This window comes from Mesomycoplasma ovipneumoniae (assembly GCF_038095975.1).
Classification (GTDB): Bacteria; Bacillota_I; Bacilli_A; order Mycoplasmatales; family Metamycoplasmataceae; genus Mesomycoplasma; species Mesomycoplasma ovipneumoniae_C.
In genome coordinates this window covers 642,033-658,573 of sequence record NZ_CP146003.1, presented here as the reverse complement: position 1 = coordinate 658,573, position 16,541 = coordinate 642,033, and the positions used below count along the sequence as shown (strand labels likewise).

The 16,541-nt window shown below is 28.9% G+C and carries 15 protein-coding genes and 2 tRNA genes; 8 read left to right on the top strand and 9 right to left on the bottom strand.

Annotation, left to right across the window (positions count from 1 at the left end; genetic code table 4):
- The first annotated feature begins 3 nt into the window (after positions 1 to 3).
- From V3255_RS02375 to V3255_RS02355, 5 genes are all read left to right on the top strand, one after another.
- Positions 4 to 717 carry a site-specific DNA-methyltransferase gene (locus V3255_RS02375; RefSeq protein ID WP_337896002.1) on the top strand — a complete coding sequence of 238 codons (714 nt, stop codon included), beginning with the start codon at positions 4 to 6 and terminating at the stop codon, positions 715 to 717.
- A complete protein-coding gene (locus V3255_RS02370) occupies positions 710 to 1,585 on the top strand; it encodes a Dam family site-specific DNA-(adenine-N6)-methyltransferase (protein WP_341516219.1) in 876 nt (291 codons plus the stop codon). Before V3255_RS02375 ends, V3255_RS02370 begins: the two co-directional genes overlap by 8 nt.
- On the top strand, positions 1,578 to 3,416 hold the full coding sequence (locus V3255_RS02365; protein WP_341516218.1) for a hypothetical protein: 1,839 nt from the start codon (positions 1,578 to 1,580) through the stop codon (positions 3,414 to 3,416). Before V3255_RS02370 ends, V3255_RS02365 begins: the two co-directional genes overlap by 8 nt.
- A gap of 441 nt (positions 3,417 to 3,857) precedes the next feature.
- A tRNA-Ser gene (locus V3255_RS02360) sits at positions 3,858 to 3,950 on the top strand.
- 5 nt (positions 3,951 to 3,955) lie between these two features.
- Positions 3,956 to 4,040 (top strand) — tRNA-Leu (locus tag V3255_RS02355).
- A gap of 116 nt (positions 4,041 to 4,156) precedes the next feature.
- On the opposite strand, the gene V3255_RS02350 is transcribed toward V3255_RS02355, so the two are convergent.
- The 8 genes from V3255_RS02350 to V3255_RS02315 form a co-directional block, all read right to left on the bottom strand.
- Positions 4,157 to 4,747 carry a hypothetical protein gene (locus V3255_RS02350; protein WP_341516217.1) on the bottom strand — a complete coding sequence of 197 codons (591 nt, stop codon included), beginning with the start codon at positions 4,745 to 4,747 and terminating at the stop codon, positions 4,157 to 4,159.
- 191 nt (positions 4,748 to 4,938) lie between these two features.
- Positions 4,939 to 5,172: a hypothetical protein gene (locus V3255_RS02345; protein WP_341516216.1), complete on the bottom strand. Its 234-nt coding sequence runs from the start codon at positions 5,170 to 5,172 to the stop codon at positions 4,939 to 4,941.
- A gap of 204 nt (positions 5,173 to 5,376) precedes the next feature.
- Positions 5,377 to 6,555, bottom strand: coding sequence for an IS3 family transposase (locus V3255_RS02340; RefSeq protein ID WP_341516215.1), 1,179 nt, complete (start codon positions 6,553 to 6,555; stop codon positions 5,377 to 5,379).
- An 851-nt stretch (positions 6,556 to 7,406) separates the two neighbouring features.
- Positions 7,407 to 8,321: an RluA family pseudouridine synthase gene (locus V3255_RS02335; protein ID WP_332977193.1), complete on the bottom strand. Its 915-nt coding sequence runs from the start codon at positions 8,319 to 8,321 to the stop codon at positions 7,407 to 7,409.
- Positions 8,299 to 8,736, bottom strand: coding sequence for a Dps family protein (locus V3255_RS02330; protein ID WP_044283876.1), 438 nt, complete (start codon positions 8,734 to 8,736; stop codon positions 8,299 to 8,301). Before V3255_RS02330 ends, V3255_RS02335 begins: the two co-directional genes overlap by 23 nt.
- A gap of 15 nt (positions 8,737 to 8,751) precedes the next feature.
- Positions 8,752 to 8,976 carry a 50S ribosomal protein L31 gene (gene rpmE / locus V3255_RS02325; RefSeq protein WP_044283875.1) on the bottom strand — a complete coding sequence of 75 codons (225 nt, stop codon included), beginning with the start codon at positions 8,974 to 8,976 and terminating at the stop codon, positions 8,752 to 8,754.
- Positions 8,977 to 9,033: 57 nt separating this feature from the next.
- Complete coding sequence (locus V3255_RS02320; RefSeq protein WP_341516214.1) at positions 9,034 to 9,639, bottom strand: FMN-dependent NADH-azoreductase; 606 nt, start codon at positions 9,637 to 9,639, stop codon at positions 9,034 to 9,036.
- Positions 9,640 to 9,661: 22 nt separating this feature from the next.
- The gene (locus V3255_RS02315; RefSeq protein ID WP_069099625.1) at positions 9,662 to 10,246 is read right to left on the bottom strand and encodes an FMN-dependent NADH-azoreductase; all 585 of its coding nucleotides are present in this window, start codon (positions 10,244 to 10,246) and stop codon (positions 9,662 to 9,664) included.
- 345 nt (positions 10,247 to 10,591) lie between these two features.
- Here V3255_RS02315 and V3255_RS02310 point away from each other — a divergent pair, with 345 nt between their 5' ends.
- From V3255_RS02310 to V3255_RS02300, 3 genes are all read left to right on the top strand, one after another.
- Entirely contained in the window at positions 10,592 to 11,488 is an 897-nt protein-coding gene (locus V3255_RS02310; RefSeq protein ID WP_258824962.1) for an ABC transporter ATP-binding protein, read from the top strand.
- A gap of 35 nt (positions 11,489 to 11,523) precedes the next feature.
- The gene (metK, locus tag V3255_RS02305) at positions 11,524 to 12,675 is read left to right on the top strand and encodes a methionine adenosyltransferase (RefSeq protein ID WP_341516213.1); all 1,152 of its coding nucleotides are present in this window, start codon (positions 11,524 to 11,526) and stop codon (positions 12,673 to 12,675) included.
- Positions 12,676 to 12,801: 126 nt separating this feature from the next.
- The gene (locus V3255_RS02300; protein ID WP_341516212.1) at positions 12,802 to 15,018 is read left to right on the top strand and encodes a putative immunoglobulin-blocking virulence protein; all 2,217 of its coding nucleotides are present in this window, start codon (positions 12,802 to 12,804) and stop codon (positions 15,016 to 15,018) included.
- A gap of 186 nt (positions 15,019 to 15,204) precedes the next feature.
- Here the strand turns inward: V3255_RS02300 and V3255_RS02295 are convergent, their stop codons facing one another.
- Complete coding sequence (locus V3255_RS02295) at positions 15,205 to 16,383, bottom strand: IS3 family transposase (protein WP_341516211.1); 1,179 nt, start codon at positions 16,381 to 16,383, stop codon at positions 15,205 to 15,207.
- Positions 16,384 to 16,541 lie beyond the last annotated feature (158 nt).

The following is a 16,541-nucleotide window of genomic DNA, read 5'->3' as shown; positions in this document are numbered from 1 at the left end:
ATTATGTCAGAAAAAATTGATTTTGTATTAAATGGTGACTATAAAATTCTTTTACAATATTTGCGAGATAATAAAATAAAAGTTGATGCAGTTATAACCGACCCTCCTTACAATATAAGCAGAAAAAATAATTTCAAATCTATTGGTAGAAGCGGAATCGATTTTGGAGAGTGAGACAAAAATTTTGACCAATCAGAATGAATAAATTTAACATCCCCATTTATTAAGAATGGCGGTTCAATAATTATTTTCAATGATTGAAAAAATTTAGGTGAAATCGCACGAACACTTGAGCTGAATGGTTTCCTTGTTAAGGACCTTATTAGATGGGTTAAAAAAAATCCAATGCCAAGAAATACAAAAAGACGATACGTTTCAGATTTTGAATTTGCTTTATGAGCTGTCAAACCAGGAAAAAAATGAACTTTTAACTTTGAGTTAAAAAAAGATAAGGCTTATATAAAACCAGAATATGTTTATTCAAGTGAACTTGGAAGTGCTAAGAGATTACACCCTACCCAAAAACCGCTTAATTTGATTATTGATTTAATCAAATTACATACCAACCCCAATGATTTAGTTTTGGATCTGTTTATGGGCAGCGGAACTACAGCAATAGCTGCTTTGAAAACAAAAAGAAGATTTATCGGGTCTGAAATAGATGAAGGTTATTATAAAAAAATAATGGAAAGGCTTAAAAATTTTAAAAATGAGTAATTTAGTTAGGTCACCTTTAAATCACATAGGCAATAAGTTTAGAATATTGCCCGAATTATTAGATATTATCCCAAGTCCAGAAGTATGCGATGATCATTTCTTTATCGATGTTTTTGGCGGAAGTTTTAATGTTGGAATTAACTCGGGTTTTAAAAATATTATTTTTAATGAAAAAGACAAACAATTATTCAACATAATAAATTTTTTTATAAAAAATGAATTTAATCATATAGATAATTTAATTAAAGAAAAAGTTAATAAATATTCCTTGATTACACAAAAAGACTATAAAAAAAATAATATTGGATATAAAAAACTTCGTGATGATTACAATCACTATAACAGAGACATTGTTTCCTTAATAGTATTAGTTTTCTTTAGCTTTAACTCTGAGATAAGATTTAATTCAAAAGGACAATTTAATGTTCCGATTGGTAAAAGTGGTTATTCGAACTATCGCCGAAAAAATTTGGAACTATTTAGTCAAATAGCTAAAGATAGAAATATAAAACTTTATAATGAGGATTTTGAGGATTTTGTTTTAAAAATAATAAAAAAACTTGACCCCGATAAAATTATTTTTTATTTTGACCCCCCTTACCTTGTATCTCAAGCACCATATAATTCAACATGATCAATAACTGACGAAAATAGACTTATTTCAATTTTCAAAATTTTAGATGATAAAGGAATTAAATTTGTTGCGTCTAATTTTTTAAAAAATGGAAATAATATAAATACCGTATTAAAGAAATTTATAGAAGACCGGTCAATTAATGTCAAAAAGTTAAACATTAGTTATAAAAATTCTAATTACCATAGAAAAAACAAAGAAGTAGAGGAAATTATTTTTTGGAATTATGAATAATAATAAAACAAATTGAAAACTTGGAGACACTGCCTGAAGAGTTAATAATCAATTAGCTCTTTACACTTTTGCTATGAAATTTATTGCAAATTATAATAGTGGTGAAATTAGTGAAAAGTCAGAAATAAGTGATTTTGAGTATTTTTGAGAAAAATGTGTCAAAGAAGGATATAAAAGAAACAAAAAACCAGGCAAGTACATTAAAAAAGACATAAATTTATTATTGAAAACATTAAAATGATTGGGATTAATTGAACATAAATCAACCAAATCATTTAAAGGTATTCTAACTGACGACGGATATTTTTTTAATCAACTAATCGATTCTGATAAATATGAAAAAATAGAAAAGATATTAAGAGAAAAATTTCAAACAACTATTTATGAAATTTTTTGATTGACTATCGTTCTTCGTTTTAATCTATCTAATACTGAGGTTAAAAGGGATATTCAACCATTTTTAGAGTTGATTAAAGCAATTTTGAATAATGGCTCAATGGACAAAAATGGTTGAAAAGAATGAAACATTCTTAATAATGGTATCAAGGGCGATAAAATTCAAAATCAATTATCTTCATTCAGAAAACCACCGAAAAATATAGAGATTTTAACTCAATTTGTTGATCTTTTTAAAAACTCAGATTACGAGGGAGTTAAAGAGTTTCTTCTTGCTTTTTCTTCTATTGTAAACGATCGTATGGCTGTTTCAAAAATCATTCTTAAATATTTATCGCAAGAGATAGAAAAATTTGACAAGGAAAAAATCACTACATATGTAGAAGAATTGTCATATTTAATAAAAACAACAAGAACTGATAAGTTTTTATCCTCAATTGAATTTATTAGAAAGTCGATAACCGCTGAGGATGAATATTCAAGCATAAATTTATATTGGTTACAGTCTTTAAATATCTTTAAAATTGATAAAAATTCTGAAACCTCATTTATTAAATTAAAGAATGAAAATATTGTCAATTTACTTGAAAAATTGCTAGAACAAGGGGATTTTTTCTCTCAAAAAACAAGTTTGAAGCAAACTATGGAAAATATTTTTAAATTAATTGAGTCATTTTCAACAAATGTTGACTCTATAAATGAAAATATTCCAATACCATTTACACTTGAAGAGGTAAACCTAATTTTAAGGAGCGATTGCAACCTTGATCTTGTTCTTAAAGAGCGCAATGTGATTAAAAATTTAGACAACATCAAATCATTAGAGGGTATACCAATATATCTATTATATGAGTACCTAATAAATTTACATGTTTGGTTATCTATTCAACATAAACAACCTTCTATTCACATAGATTCATTTATTAACATTTGCAAAACTAAACTAAACTCAAAACTAATGCCTACTTCACAAGCCCCGGGAGGCGGATCAGATGGTTTTATAGAGACAAACAACAAAAATATTCTGATTGAAACAACTACTTTAAAACATTTTTCTGCTTTAATCAAAAATGAAGTTGAGCCAATAAAAAGACATGCTTTTAGTGCGTGAGAAAAAAATAGCAAAGAAACAATTGTCTTATTTTTTACCAAATACCTGCACAAATCTTTATTGCAATATCTTTATTTTGCATTTGATAATTTAGAAGAATTTTCAAAAACGCAGAAAAAATGAATATCAACAGATGATTTAATTTTTTTGAATACAATATTAATCAAACCTTATATTAACAGTTGTGAATTTTTAGAAAGTTATAATCTAGATAAGAATTGAATAAATAAAAATAATGAAAAAATGAAAAAAAATATAATAAATGATGTTTTTTTCGATAGTAATATGTTTGATAATTTAGAAAAAATTGATGAATACTATTAAAACAATTGTATGCGGCAATATTAAGTATTTTGTGTTTTTAAGGTAAATCTGTTTTTATGAAATTTATCTAAACCAGGACAAAAAAAATTAACACTAAGGCGTTGGCTTTTTTGTCTTGGTTTATTTTTGGGATTTTTTAAGATTATCTCATCAAAGTGTCAAATTCGGGAAAATCAACACAAATCACAACTTTATTAGATTTCAAAAATTTTTTACTAAAAAATTTTTTTGTGTTATAATTATCTTGAATAACAAAAAATCATTAATGAATTTTTAGATATATTGTTCATTCAAAACTTAACCCTTTGCTAATCATTTATTCTTAGGAGCCATTCTTTTGAACTTTTATTTCCTTTAATTTAGAAGTTTAAAAATTTGAATCTAAATTAATAGCAATCCTTTTTTGTTGTATAATTATAGTGTTAAATCTTATGTTACTTTGGATCAGTACTCAAGAGGCTTAAGAGGATATGTTGGAAACGTATTAGGGGTTCAAAAAAACCCGCGCAGGTTCAAATCCTGTCTGATCCGCCATATAAGCTCTCGTGGTGAAATTGGTATACACGTTAGATTGAGGTTCTAATCCGGAAACGGGTGCAAGTTCAAGTCTTGTCGAGAGCACCATATAATTAACCCTGTATAAAAATTAAATTATTCAAACTTAAAAAAAGCCGCTTAAATAAGTGGCTTTTTTTAAGTTTATATAGATTTTTGACTTGCTATTTCCTAAAAATTTCAAATTAATTATCAATAATCACTAGACGGTCTATAAGTTCGCTAATGAGTCCTTGAGTTAGATCGATTAATGAAATAATAGCGCCAGCATTTGAAAGAACACTTGAAGCTAATAATGCTGGTCTAACAGTTGTTTGTATTTTTCTAACACTATTTGCAAGAGTTAAAACTCCTCGAAGTCATTTGTTAACGCTACCCGCAATACCAATTGCATTTGCATGGCTTGCCATTTGTCCTTTGATTTTATCGCTAATATCAAAAGGAGCTTTTTGTAGTTGATCATAAAGTTCTTTGTATTTTGCTGAAAGATAACTAAGCATTGAGCCTGCCGCACCGGCTGAAACAGCAGCGACAAAATTAAGAGCAAAACCATAAGCCACAGCAAGTCCAAAATTTATTGCTGCAAATGAAGCAGTTTTTACATGTGACCTTCATACTCCGGCCGAATATCTATTATAAGTATCATTGTTTTGTGGAACTCCGGAGGCTGGTACTCTGCGAAAGCTTATTTTTCTAGGATCTCAAGGGAATGGAACATTACCCATAGATCAACGGTTTTGTGGTTTGTATTTGTATGAAAATGTTACTGCTGGCATTTTGACTTTGTGTTGATATTGTTTTTTTAATTGGTCATAATTAATGCCTTTTGTAGCTAAAGTGTCTTTTGCAAGTTTTTCAAGATTTGCCCTTGGATTCGCTTTTACTTTATTAATAAAATTATTGAAATCTTTTTTAAATCTACCAAGATTGCCAATTTTTCGTGCTTCCTGGTCAACATCTTGAACATTTAAAAATTAACGCTAGAATTTTGCTCCAATTGGCTAATAACGTTATTAGCTTCTAAATCTAAAAAATTGTTAAATTCTTCATTATAAGCTAGACTTGTTGAATCTTTTTGATGCCAATTTTTCTGGGAAATAACAGTAATTAGTGGAACACTAATTAACAAGCTAGCAAATGTTAAATTGGTTAATGGACTTAGACCAATAATTTTTTTAATATTTTTGTTATTTATTTTCATAAATCACCCCATTTCTTTGAAATAAAAAAAATTTACTATATATCCTTATTATATAGTAAATTTTTGTTTTCAAATTTTTTTCTTTGTTTCTTTTTTTTCTGAGTTTGCCAGTTTGATGGCAAAAATTCACTTTTTAGTCAATACAAATATGAAAAAATACCGGTAAATTAAACTAGGGCAAAGAAAATTAACAGTTTAATATTATTATAACATCATAGCATATTGCTGTGGTGTTTTTCAATTTAAAATTGATTGAATTCTATAGTTGTTGTATCAAAATATATAATCTGCAATTATTTTTTTCAGATCTTCAAAAGTTATTTTACTGTAGTTTAACTCGTTTAAGCATTCACTTTTTATAATTGAAAATCAATATTCAGCCTCCCTATTATCCAAAGAATTTCCTATGCGAGACAACGAAACAGTTCCTCCCATTTTATTTATTTTGTCAATATAGACTTTTGAAGTGTATTGAAATCCATGGTCCGAATGAATAACAAAATCTTTATCTATAGACCTAAATGTCTTTATATTTTCCATAACTAAATTAAGATCATTGTTTACAGATAATTTAAAATCTCTGATTTTTTTAGTTTTATGCTCAATTATTACAGACAAAAATACATGGTTTTCCTTAACATCTCTGGGAGCTTTTATATATGTAACATCAGTAGCAAAAATATTTCTATTTAATTTATCATTGTAGTCGCGTTTAACAATATCCGGAAGTGCGAATTTGGTGTTCTTAATTTCGCTCTTTCTTCTTCGTTTTCTAATTTTGCATACTAAATTCAATCTTTTTAAATGTCTTCCAAGACTTCGAGGGTGAATGTCAATATTATATTTCATAGAAATATAAGCACTTAACCTTAGGCGGCCATATCTACCTTTGTTGTCAAGAAAGGATTTTTTAATTATTGCGTCATTTTTGTGCTGCTTTACTTTTATAACTCTAGTTTTAGATTTTGCCACTGATTGTCTACATACATTAAAAATTTTTGCAGATTTGCTGTAGGGAATATTTAGTGTTTTGGCTTCACTAAGTTTTCCTGATTTTGATTTATCTTTGTTGGTTTCGTAATATCTCTTAGCTATTTCTATTAATTCTTCTTTTGTAAATTCGTTTCAATCGGGTTCAATTTGTTTTTTAGGTTTGCCACTCCCTGGCTTTCTCCTTGCACCCTTTTTATCTAATAATTGGTCTTGCATACCATTATTATAATATCTAATAATTTTTTTGATTCTTCGAACTAGTTGATCTCTGGTTATAAAATTTGTATCTGGCGAAATATCATTTATATAATTTATTGTTTTTTTTAATCCAAATTCATTGTAAATTTTATAAATCATATCAAACTCGTCTTTTTTAAAGTGTCTTGACATTAGTATTCTCCTTTTTGTTGCATTTGAAAATTTAAAAAAGCTAACACTTTGGGTGTTAGCTTTCTCCTTAAACTTGGACAAAAAAGCCAACTCCTTAGTGTTAACTTTCTCTGTCCTAGTTTATAAATCCGTGTTTTTTGATCTAAAGTCTTAATTTTTATTATTTTAAAATTAACCTTTTGTAAAAAAAAAAAAAAAATGCTTGGTCTAAAATAAAATTATGTTATAATAAATCTCGCTTAAGAATAATTAATAAATCGATATTAGAATTAAGGGGGGATTAGTTATGTTTTTTGTCTAATGTGCTTTGATAGTGCGAATTTTCCATTATATTTTTAAATATGATGGTATGCCTTAAATTTCACCGTTTAGAAATCTAGAAATTTAGGGCTTTTGGTTATGGCTCTTTCAAAACTTCACATGTTTTTTAGGCTCGCTGCAAATAAAAACGAGTTTTCTTTTTGCATTGAGTTTAAATAGTAGTTGTATTTTTTTATTGTTTTTGTCAGCGTTTTAACTAAAAAAGGTAGTTTAAAAATTTCATAATTTTGCTTTTTAGCCTGCTTTTTTGGTTAATAAGTAGGTTTTTCTTTCGTGAGTGTTAGATTTAAAATTCAGTGTTTTTCGTTTGGTTGTTATTTGTCCTGAGTTTTCCAGTTATCTTAATAAATCGGTAAAAAATAGGTAATTAACTTTTGCCAAAAAAGTTAAAAAAGCGCCCAAAACCGGACACTCTTTTAAGATTATCTCATCAAACTGGGAAACTAGGGATATCCTTATTATATAGTAAATTTTTGCTTAAAATTTTTCTTTGTTTCTTTTTTAATGAAATACTCTAAGACACTAAAATTTTAGATTTTTTCATTAAAGGCGATCATAAATTCCTTTGGCAAATCAGTGCTAAATTCAAGTTCTTTTCCGTCAATATGTCTAAAAATTAATTTGTAAGCATGCAATCTTTGGCCTAAATTATCAACTTTGGTTCCATAAATTGGATCGCCATAAACTGGAAAACCTATATGAGCAAGATGTAAGCGAATTTGGTGAGTTCTACCAGTCTCAAGTTGGCATTTTATTAGGCTAAAATTTTGGTTTTTGTAAACAAAATGCTTAATTAATTCAACATTAGTTATTGCTTGTTTGGAATTAAAATAACTAACTGTCTTTTTTAAGGGATTTTTGGAATCACGAGCAATTGGCAAATTTATTTTAATAAATTTATGAGGTATTTTTCCAACTACTATTGCTTTATAAAATCTTTGAATTTCTCTTTTTGCCAATTGATCGGCAAAATATGAATGTGATTTTGCATTTTTAGCTACTAAAATAAGACCACTTGTATCTTTATCAAGTCGATGGATAATTCCTGGTCGAACTTTATCAAGATCACTGAGATTATTTTTTAAAAAATCAATGACTCCATTTACAAGTGTTCCGTCTCAATTGCCAACGCCAGGATGAACAACTAAATTTTTTGGTTTATTGATTAAAAGAATATCTTCATCTTCAAAAATAATTTCAAAATCAATTTTAGCAGCTTTTAATGATGGCTCTGGACTTGTATAATCATTTATGATCATAATACTTTGACCAGATTTTACAAGTAAATTTTTTTTAGAAGATAGAACATTATCAATCAAAACTTTTTTATTTAAAATTAAATTTTGAGCAATAGCCCGTGAAGAATTAGTTAATTTAGCAACCAAAATATCAATTCTTATCGGTTCTGAATCATAAATAAGATTAATTATTTGATTTTTGTGCATGAATTATTCAAAGTTCTTTATGATAGTAAAGAACAAGTTCATCAATTAATGGAAAAATTAAATGTTGAATTTCAAAATTTGACTCGTCTTGTTGGATATTTTTGCAAACTTCAAGAATTAGCTTGATTTGTTTGCCAATTTTTTCAAGAGCTACTTCAGAAGTTCAAATTTTTGAATTAAATATTTCTAAATCTGAATTTTGACTAATTTCATCAAAACTTGAAATTGCAACTTGTCCTAGTGAACGGATTTTTTCAGCGACTTCGTCAACAAATTCAATTGTTTTTTTTGCTAATTTGTCTGTATATTTATGAATAACTAAAAAATCTACATCTTGTAGGTTTCAATGAAAATTTTTCAAATTAGTATACAAAACAGTTAGATTTGCTTGTAATTTATTTAATTTTGTAATCATATTTAAAATTATTGACTATTTTTTTACAGGATTTTTTTGCGCTTTTGCTGCCATACGACGAAATCTTTCAATTCTTCCGGTAGTTCGACTAAGTGATCTATCACCAGTAAACTGAGGATGGCAACCAGAGCAAATATCAATTGTAAATTTATCAACTACTGTTTTGATAGTAAATTCTGAATTACAAGTTGAACAAGTTAGAGCTAAGTCGTGTTGAACAGGATGGATATTTTTTTTCATGTTAGTCCTTATAATTTTTTTAAATCAATTATAAAATTATACTTGTTTTTCGATATTTTAAAAATTTTGTGCTAATTTTTTAATTTCAGTCTGATGTTGCTCAACAAAATCGCTAATTGATAGCTGATTTGCTGGGGCTACTTTTGTTCCTGCAAGAACAAAAGGGCTTGAGACAATTTTAGCACCTAAAAATTCAAAAATTTGTTTAATTAAGGCAGTATGATTTCCAAATGGATATCAACCAATTGGAGCTCCTTGGGCTGTAAGAATTTGTACATTTTTTATGTTATCTAATAATCCGTGATACTTGCCAGTTTCTTTATTAAGACTAAAGGTTTGATTTGGGATTGTAATTGCATCAAAAAAGTTTTTAGTTGTGGCTGAATAATTAAAATTTGTCATTGAAGTTGAAAAAACAACCTTATCTACTTTTTTTAATTTATCAATTCAAAACTCTGCTTGTGCATTTTGGTAAAAACTACCATCTTGAAAATTTTTTTCTGTTAAATTAATGTTAGCAATCTCAAATTTATTTAGATCAAGAACTTCAATTTGATCCTCAGGATTAATCTCTCTATAAAATTTAACAAAAAGATCTGAAAGAGTTGAAGAATATGATCCTTTTTTCTCATTAACTGATGACTTTAAAACTAGAATATTCATAATTTTCCTATTTTTATTTTTTTTAAAAACTTTTGGCTGTCTCTTTGATTTGTTCTACAAGAGTCTCATCAAAGCCATTTTCTTTATATTTATAAGACTGTTCAATAATAAGCGGATTATTAATTTTTTTAGCACCAAGAAAATTAAAAGTACCAATGATTGTCTCAGCTGGATTTGGACTTGGTAGTTCTTCTTGTTTTGAATGTGAGCTTAATATAATTTGAACATTTTCAATATTATCAAGAAGACCAATTGCTCCACCTTTTTTTGAATATTTATAAGAAAATGTACGATCAGCAAGACAAACTGCATCAAAAAAATTTTTAATTTGGGCTGAATAGCCTCAATTTATTATCGGTGATGAAATAATTACTTTTTTGGCTTGTTTTAGCTTTTCAATTCAAAAATCAGCATCAACTTCTTTTCAAAAGCTTGAAAAATTTTCTGAATTTAGGGAAATTTGTCCGACTTTATAATCATTAAGATCAAATTCACTAATAATTGCATTAGGATTTTGCTCTTTATAATGTTCAATAAAAAGTTTTGCAACATTGTTAGAAGTTGAATTTTGGTTTAAATGTGACTTTATGTATAAAACCTCTGTCATTTTTACCTCCATTTGGTTTTTATTTGCTATTTAATTAATTAAATTTTACCTTAAAAAACAATTTAAAAAAATAAAAAAAAATTATTACCAAGTTTTAAATTTTCTGATATAATAAATATACTCAAAGAATAGAAAATTAAGAATTAAAATTAGTTTGTTTTATCCCTGACATGGCTTGTTTTTCACTCTTCTAAAATTCACTTTTTATTTTAGTTTAATAGCTTTTTTTGCATTAAATTTTAAAAAATATTTTAAAATTTAACTTTTGTATTATAATTTAGCCTTTAATGTAAAAGTTTAAATATATTATAAAAACTAGTTGAACTAGCAATTACAGGAGTAGATATGTCATTAAGTTTTTTTTCAAAGGCAAAAAAAGTTGAAAGACAAACACAAGCCTTAAAAATAATTAAAGAAACTGAGTCAGAAAATTTATCAGCAAAACAATTAAAATTAATTCGCTGAGCAAACGATACTCCACGAGTTAAAGTTGGTAAAATTCAAGACACTAACTTACCTGGTTCGATAATAGATTTTAAAAACGTGTCAAAATATTATCTTTTTGGGTCTGTCGTTACAAAAGTTTTTGCAGATATTAGTTTTAGTATCGCCGAGGGTGATTTTGCTATTTTAAATGGTAAATCCGGATCAGGAAAGTCAACAATATTGAATTTAATGTCAGGGCTTGATAGGGCAACTGAAGGTGATATTATTGTTGACTCGGTTAATTTAGCCTATCTTAAAAATTCAGAGCTTACAAAATTCCGTCGTCAAAAAGTTTCATTTATTTTTCAGTCATATAATCTTCTTGGAAATATAAATGGCTATGATAATGTTCAAGTTGGTGCTTATCTTCAAGGTGATAAAACAAAACTTTTAGATATCCAGGATTTATTTACTGAATTTGAACTAGATGATATAAAATTTAAATTCCCTTCACAAATGTCCGGTGGTCAACAACAGCGAATTTCAATACTAAGAGCTCTTGTTAAAAACGCAAAAATAATTTTTGCTGATGAGCCAACCGGTGCTCTTGATGAAAATAACACAAATATAGTTTTAAGAATTCTTAAATATATTAATAAAAAATATAAAACAACAATCGTCATGGTTTCTCATGATCCCCAAATGGAACCTCTCGCCGACTTAATTATCAAAATAAATAACGGAAAACTGACAACAAAACGCCAAAAATCACTCTCTTTTGAAGAATTTCTCCAAGCAAAACAAAAAACTGCCTAATTTTTAGCTATTAATTTTAGAACCAAAGGAAAAAAATGAAAATATCGAAAATTTCAGTCGCCGAATCTGTTGGAAAAGGTCATCCTGATAAAATTTGCGATCAGATTGCTGACTCAATTCTTGATAAACTTTTAGATCAAGATCGAAACTCAAGGGCGGCAATTGAAGTGATGGCTTCAAATCGACTTATTATTATCGGCGGTGAAATTTCGACTACTGGCTATGTTGATTTTATCAAAACTGCTTGGGAAATTTTGTTTGAAATTGGCTATACCGAAAATGATTTTACAATAATTTCGAATGTAAATAACCAGTCAAAAGAAATTTCTAGTCTTGTAAATCGTTCTCAAAATAGCCTTGGTGCTGGTGATCAGTCGATTGTTTATGGTTTTGCCACTAATGAGACTAAAAATTTTATGCCTCTTGCCCAAAGTCTGGCCCACTCTTTGGTTCAAAAAGCTGAATTTTACCGTAAAAATGGTCAGTTTTTAGAAGCCCTTGCTGACATGAAATCGCAAGTTGAAGTTGTCTATGATCAAAACAGCCAACCAAAAATAACTAAAATGTTAATGTCAATTCAGCATTTAAAAAATTATGACATAGCTCGCTTTCGCGACTTTGTACTAAATAAAATTATGATACCAACTGCCAAAGAATATGATCTAAATTCTGATTTTAAAACTTTCATTAATCAAGCTGGTGAATTTACAATCGGAGGGCCAATTGGTGATAGTGGTCTGACTGGGCGAAAAATAATTATGGATTCCTACGGAGATGCAGCTCATCATGGCGGTGGAGCTTTTAGTGGAAAGGACTATACAAAAGTTGATCGAAGTGGGGCTTATATTGCCCGTTATATTGCAAAAAATCTAGTTGCTGCTAATTTAGCAGATGAAATTGAAATTCAACTCTCATACCAAATTGGCTCTGAATTTCCTGATTTAGTTAATATTACTTATGTTAAAAACCCTAAATTCAGCACAGATCAAATTAGTCAAATTATTAGAGGTGTTTTTGATCTTCGACTTGCTAATTTAGTTAGTCAACTTGGACTATGAAAGCCAATTTATCAAAATCTTGCAGTTTATGGACATTTTGGCCGCGATGATCTTGATCTTAGCTTTGAAAAGACTGATTATGTTGAAAAAATTCACCAATATTTATCAAAGCAAAACTGAAAAAATTAGCCCAATTTTTTTAAGATTTTTTACTACAAATTTTTATAATTTATATTATAATTTAAGTGAATATGTAAAAACAAAGTAAAATAAGTTAAGCAAAGTTAAACAAAGTAATTTGCAAAAGGAGATATCATGGTACTGTATTTATCAAAAAGAAAAAAAATAATTGCCGTTTCATTGCTCGGACTTTCAGTTGCTAGTGCAGCTTATATTCCGAGTGTTTTTTCGGGTAGTATTTTTGATCCTTTAGAAGTTTCTTATTCAACATCAACTCCTTCAACAGTTTTAAAAAACACCCCAAATGATGTTAATTTTTCTCCTGTTGCAAATACAAATTTTATCAATCCACCTAAAAAACAAAATCTTCCTGAAGCACCAATTCCAAGTCCAGGCCCAAAAATAGTTGTCCCAAAACCAGTTGAAACTGTCGAGCCCCCAACTGTTAAGAAAATCGACAACCCAGTTCCCCAGTCAACACCAAAAGCAAAACCAAGACCAATCTCACCAATCGTTACCCCAATTCGAACTATTGCCCGCCCAACTCCACGCCCGGTTCAAAGAGTAAGAACAATTCAAACAGTTACTCCTCCAAGAACCCAAGCCCAACCGGTAACTCCTACTTTTACCCCGCCTGCTCCAACTCCCGCTGCTTCTTATCAGCAAGTTGATGCTGGTAAATATGGCCAAGCTCTCCAAAACCTTAGATTTCGGGCTTCAACTAATATAGGCACTACTAATTCAAATATTGCAAGAATAACTGCTGAAATTAGAGAATTAGAAAGACAGCAAAATCAAAAACATGAGTCAGTTTACTGGTCAGGGTCAAAAGTGGTAGGTACTGAAGAGTACAAGCACCGTCTTAAAGTTTGAAATGAAAGCTATAATTACCAAATTAACCAAAAAAAATATGAACTTGAACGTCAACAATATGACTTAAAGTACCACTCTGAACGTAAAGCTCGTTTTGAACAAGGACGTCTAACTAGAGAAGAAATTGGTCTGCTTGAAAAAGGTTATACCCCCGATAGAGAAACCGACGGATGAGAACCTAGAAATAATATCGTTAAAAAAGCAATTAAAGCTGATAATGCAAGAGGAATTGCGCCTTATGATAGCCCATGGCCAAACCAAGACTCAACAGTTTTAAGTAGCCTATCTCGTCCGGGTTGATCTGGTGGACTAAATAATCCTAGCTCACATGTAAATGATTCAAGCTTTACTTCAGCTCTACAAACAGCCGGAATTCCTAATGGTTCTAATTCAATTAGACTTATCCAATACAAGAAAGACGCCGGTAACACCGCTGGAAATAACGGTCTAACCCAATTCAAATCGCTCTATCTAGACTCTTCAGATCCAACTGCTCTGTCAAAATTTGATAGTATTCTTCAAAGTTTAGCCAAATCTCAAAGCGACCTAAAAGAAGTTGTCCTCCAAAATGTCAAAGGCGACTACACTTCAACAATTGAACAAATTATTTCTAAATTACCTAAATCAATTACTTCTTTGCGTCTTTTTGTTGAAGACAATAAAGGACTTGAAGCCCTTTCAAAATTAGAAAATCATAAACTTACTGAATTATCGCTTTATTCAAATGCCCAAAAAGAAACCGGAACTTGATCTATTAATCCTAACGGTCTTAAAAATGTTGACTTTATTAAATGAGACTTTGTTGATAAGGCAAGTATAAATCTTTATAATGATAAGGCAAAATTACCTGGTTCAATTCGTTTTGACACTTTAAGTTGAACAAAAGAACTAGGAAGTACCGACAAAATTAATGAAGGACTAAAAATTGCTTTTGGATCAAAAATTAATCAGCGAGTTTTCCAAGGAGTTTTTGGTGGCCGTGGGGGCTACCCACCTAACCTTGATTTTTCTAAAACCGAAATAAAAACTTTTAAAGATATTAATTTTGACGAGGCTAACAAACAATTCAACGACCAAATTTCAACATGAGAAACTGACACTGGTATTAAAGAACAAGCTAATTTTTACTTAAAGTTCCGTGACATTTCCTTTGGAATTGATTCTAATAGTTCTACTTCAGGACAAAAAACTTATACCGTTGAGCTAGATAAATTTGATGGTCAATTCCAAAAAAGACTTAATTTTGGACCTTTTGAGTTTTCAAATATTTTCATTAAAGACAAAGATGGAAAACAAGTTCAGGGTGCAACTTTAGTTCTTAAAGGAAATTTCTCTGCAAATGCCAAAACTGACTTAGAATACTTCCTAAAAGCGGCAAAGCGAACAGATTCTTTCAGTAAAATTCAAGTTGATTCTTCATTAGCTTCTCAACTTGGTAGTTCAGTTGAAGGAATACCTGTTGAAACTAAGACATCCTAAAAATCCTTAAAAATTTTAAAATATAAAAAAATCCAACTTTAAATAGTAAAAGTTGGATTTTTTATTATAATTTAGAATATTATTGAGTTTGCCAGTTTGATGCAAAAATTCACTTTTTAGTGAATCTAAATATGAAAAAATACCGGTAAATAAACTAGGGCAAAGAAAATTAACAGTTTAATATTATTATAACATCATAGCATATTGCTGTGGTGTTTTTCAATTTAAAATCGATTGAATTCTATAATTGTTGTATCAAAATATATAATCTGCAATTATTTTTTTCAGATCTTCAAAAGTTATTTTGCTGTAGTTTAACTCGTTTAAGCATTCACTTTTTATAATTGAAAATCAATATTCAGCCTCCCTATTATCCAAAGAATTTCCTATGCGAGACAACGAAACAGTTCCTCCCATTTTATTTATTTTGTCAATATAGACTTTTGAAGTGTATTGAAATCCATGGTCCGAATGAATAACAAAATCTTTATCAATAGACCTAAATGTCTTTATATTTTCCATAACTAAATTAAGATCATTGTTTACAGATAATTTAAAATCTCTGATTTTTTTAGTTTTATGCTCAATTATTACAGACAAAAATACATGGTTTTCCTTAACATCTCTGGGAGCTTTTATATATGTAACATCAGTAGCAAAAATATTTCTATTTAATTTATCATTGTAGTCGCGTTTAACAATATCCGGAAGTGCGAATTTGGTGTTCTTAATTTCGCTCTTTCTTCTTCGTTTTCTAATTTTGCATACTAAATTCAATCTTTTTAAATGTCTTCCAAGACTTCGAGGGTGAATGTCAATATTATATTTCATAGAAATATAAGCACTTAACCTTAGGCGGCCATATCTACCTTTGTTGTCAAGAAAGGATTTTTTAATTATTGCGTCATTTTTGTGCTGCTTTACTTTTATAACTCTAGTTTTAGATTTTGCCACTGATTGTCTACATACATTAAAAATTTTTGCAGATTTGCTGTAGGGAATATTTAGTGTTTTGGCTTCACTAAGTTTTCCTGATTTTGATTTATCTTTGTTGGTTTCGTAATATCTCTTAGCTATTTCTATTAATTCTTGTTTTGTAAATTCGTTTCAATCGGGTTCAATTTGTTTTTTAGGTTTGCCACTCCCTGGCTTTCTCCTTGCACCCTTTTTATCTAATAATTGGTCTTGCATACCATTATTATAATATCTAATAATTTTTTTGATTCTTCGAACTAGTTGATCTCTGGTTATAAAATTTGTATCTGGCGAAATATCATTTATATAATTTATTGTTTTTTTTAATCCAAATTCATTGTAAATTTTATAAATCATATCAAATTCGTCTTTTTTAAAGTGTCTTGACATTAGTATTTCCCTTTTTGTTGCATTTGAAAATTTAAAAAAACTAACACTTTTGGTGTTAGCTTTCTCCTTAAACTCGGACAAAAAAGCCAACACCTTAGTGTTAATTTTTTTTGTCCTAGTTTATTACCGGTATTTTTGCTATTTATATCCACTAAAAA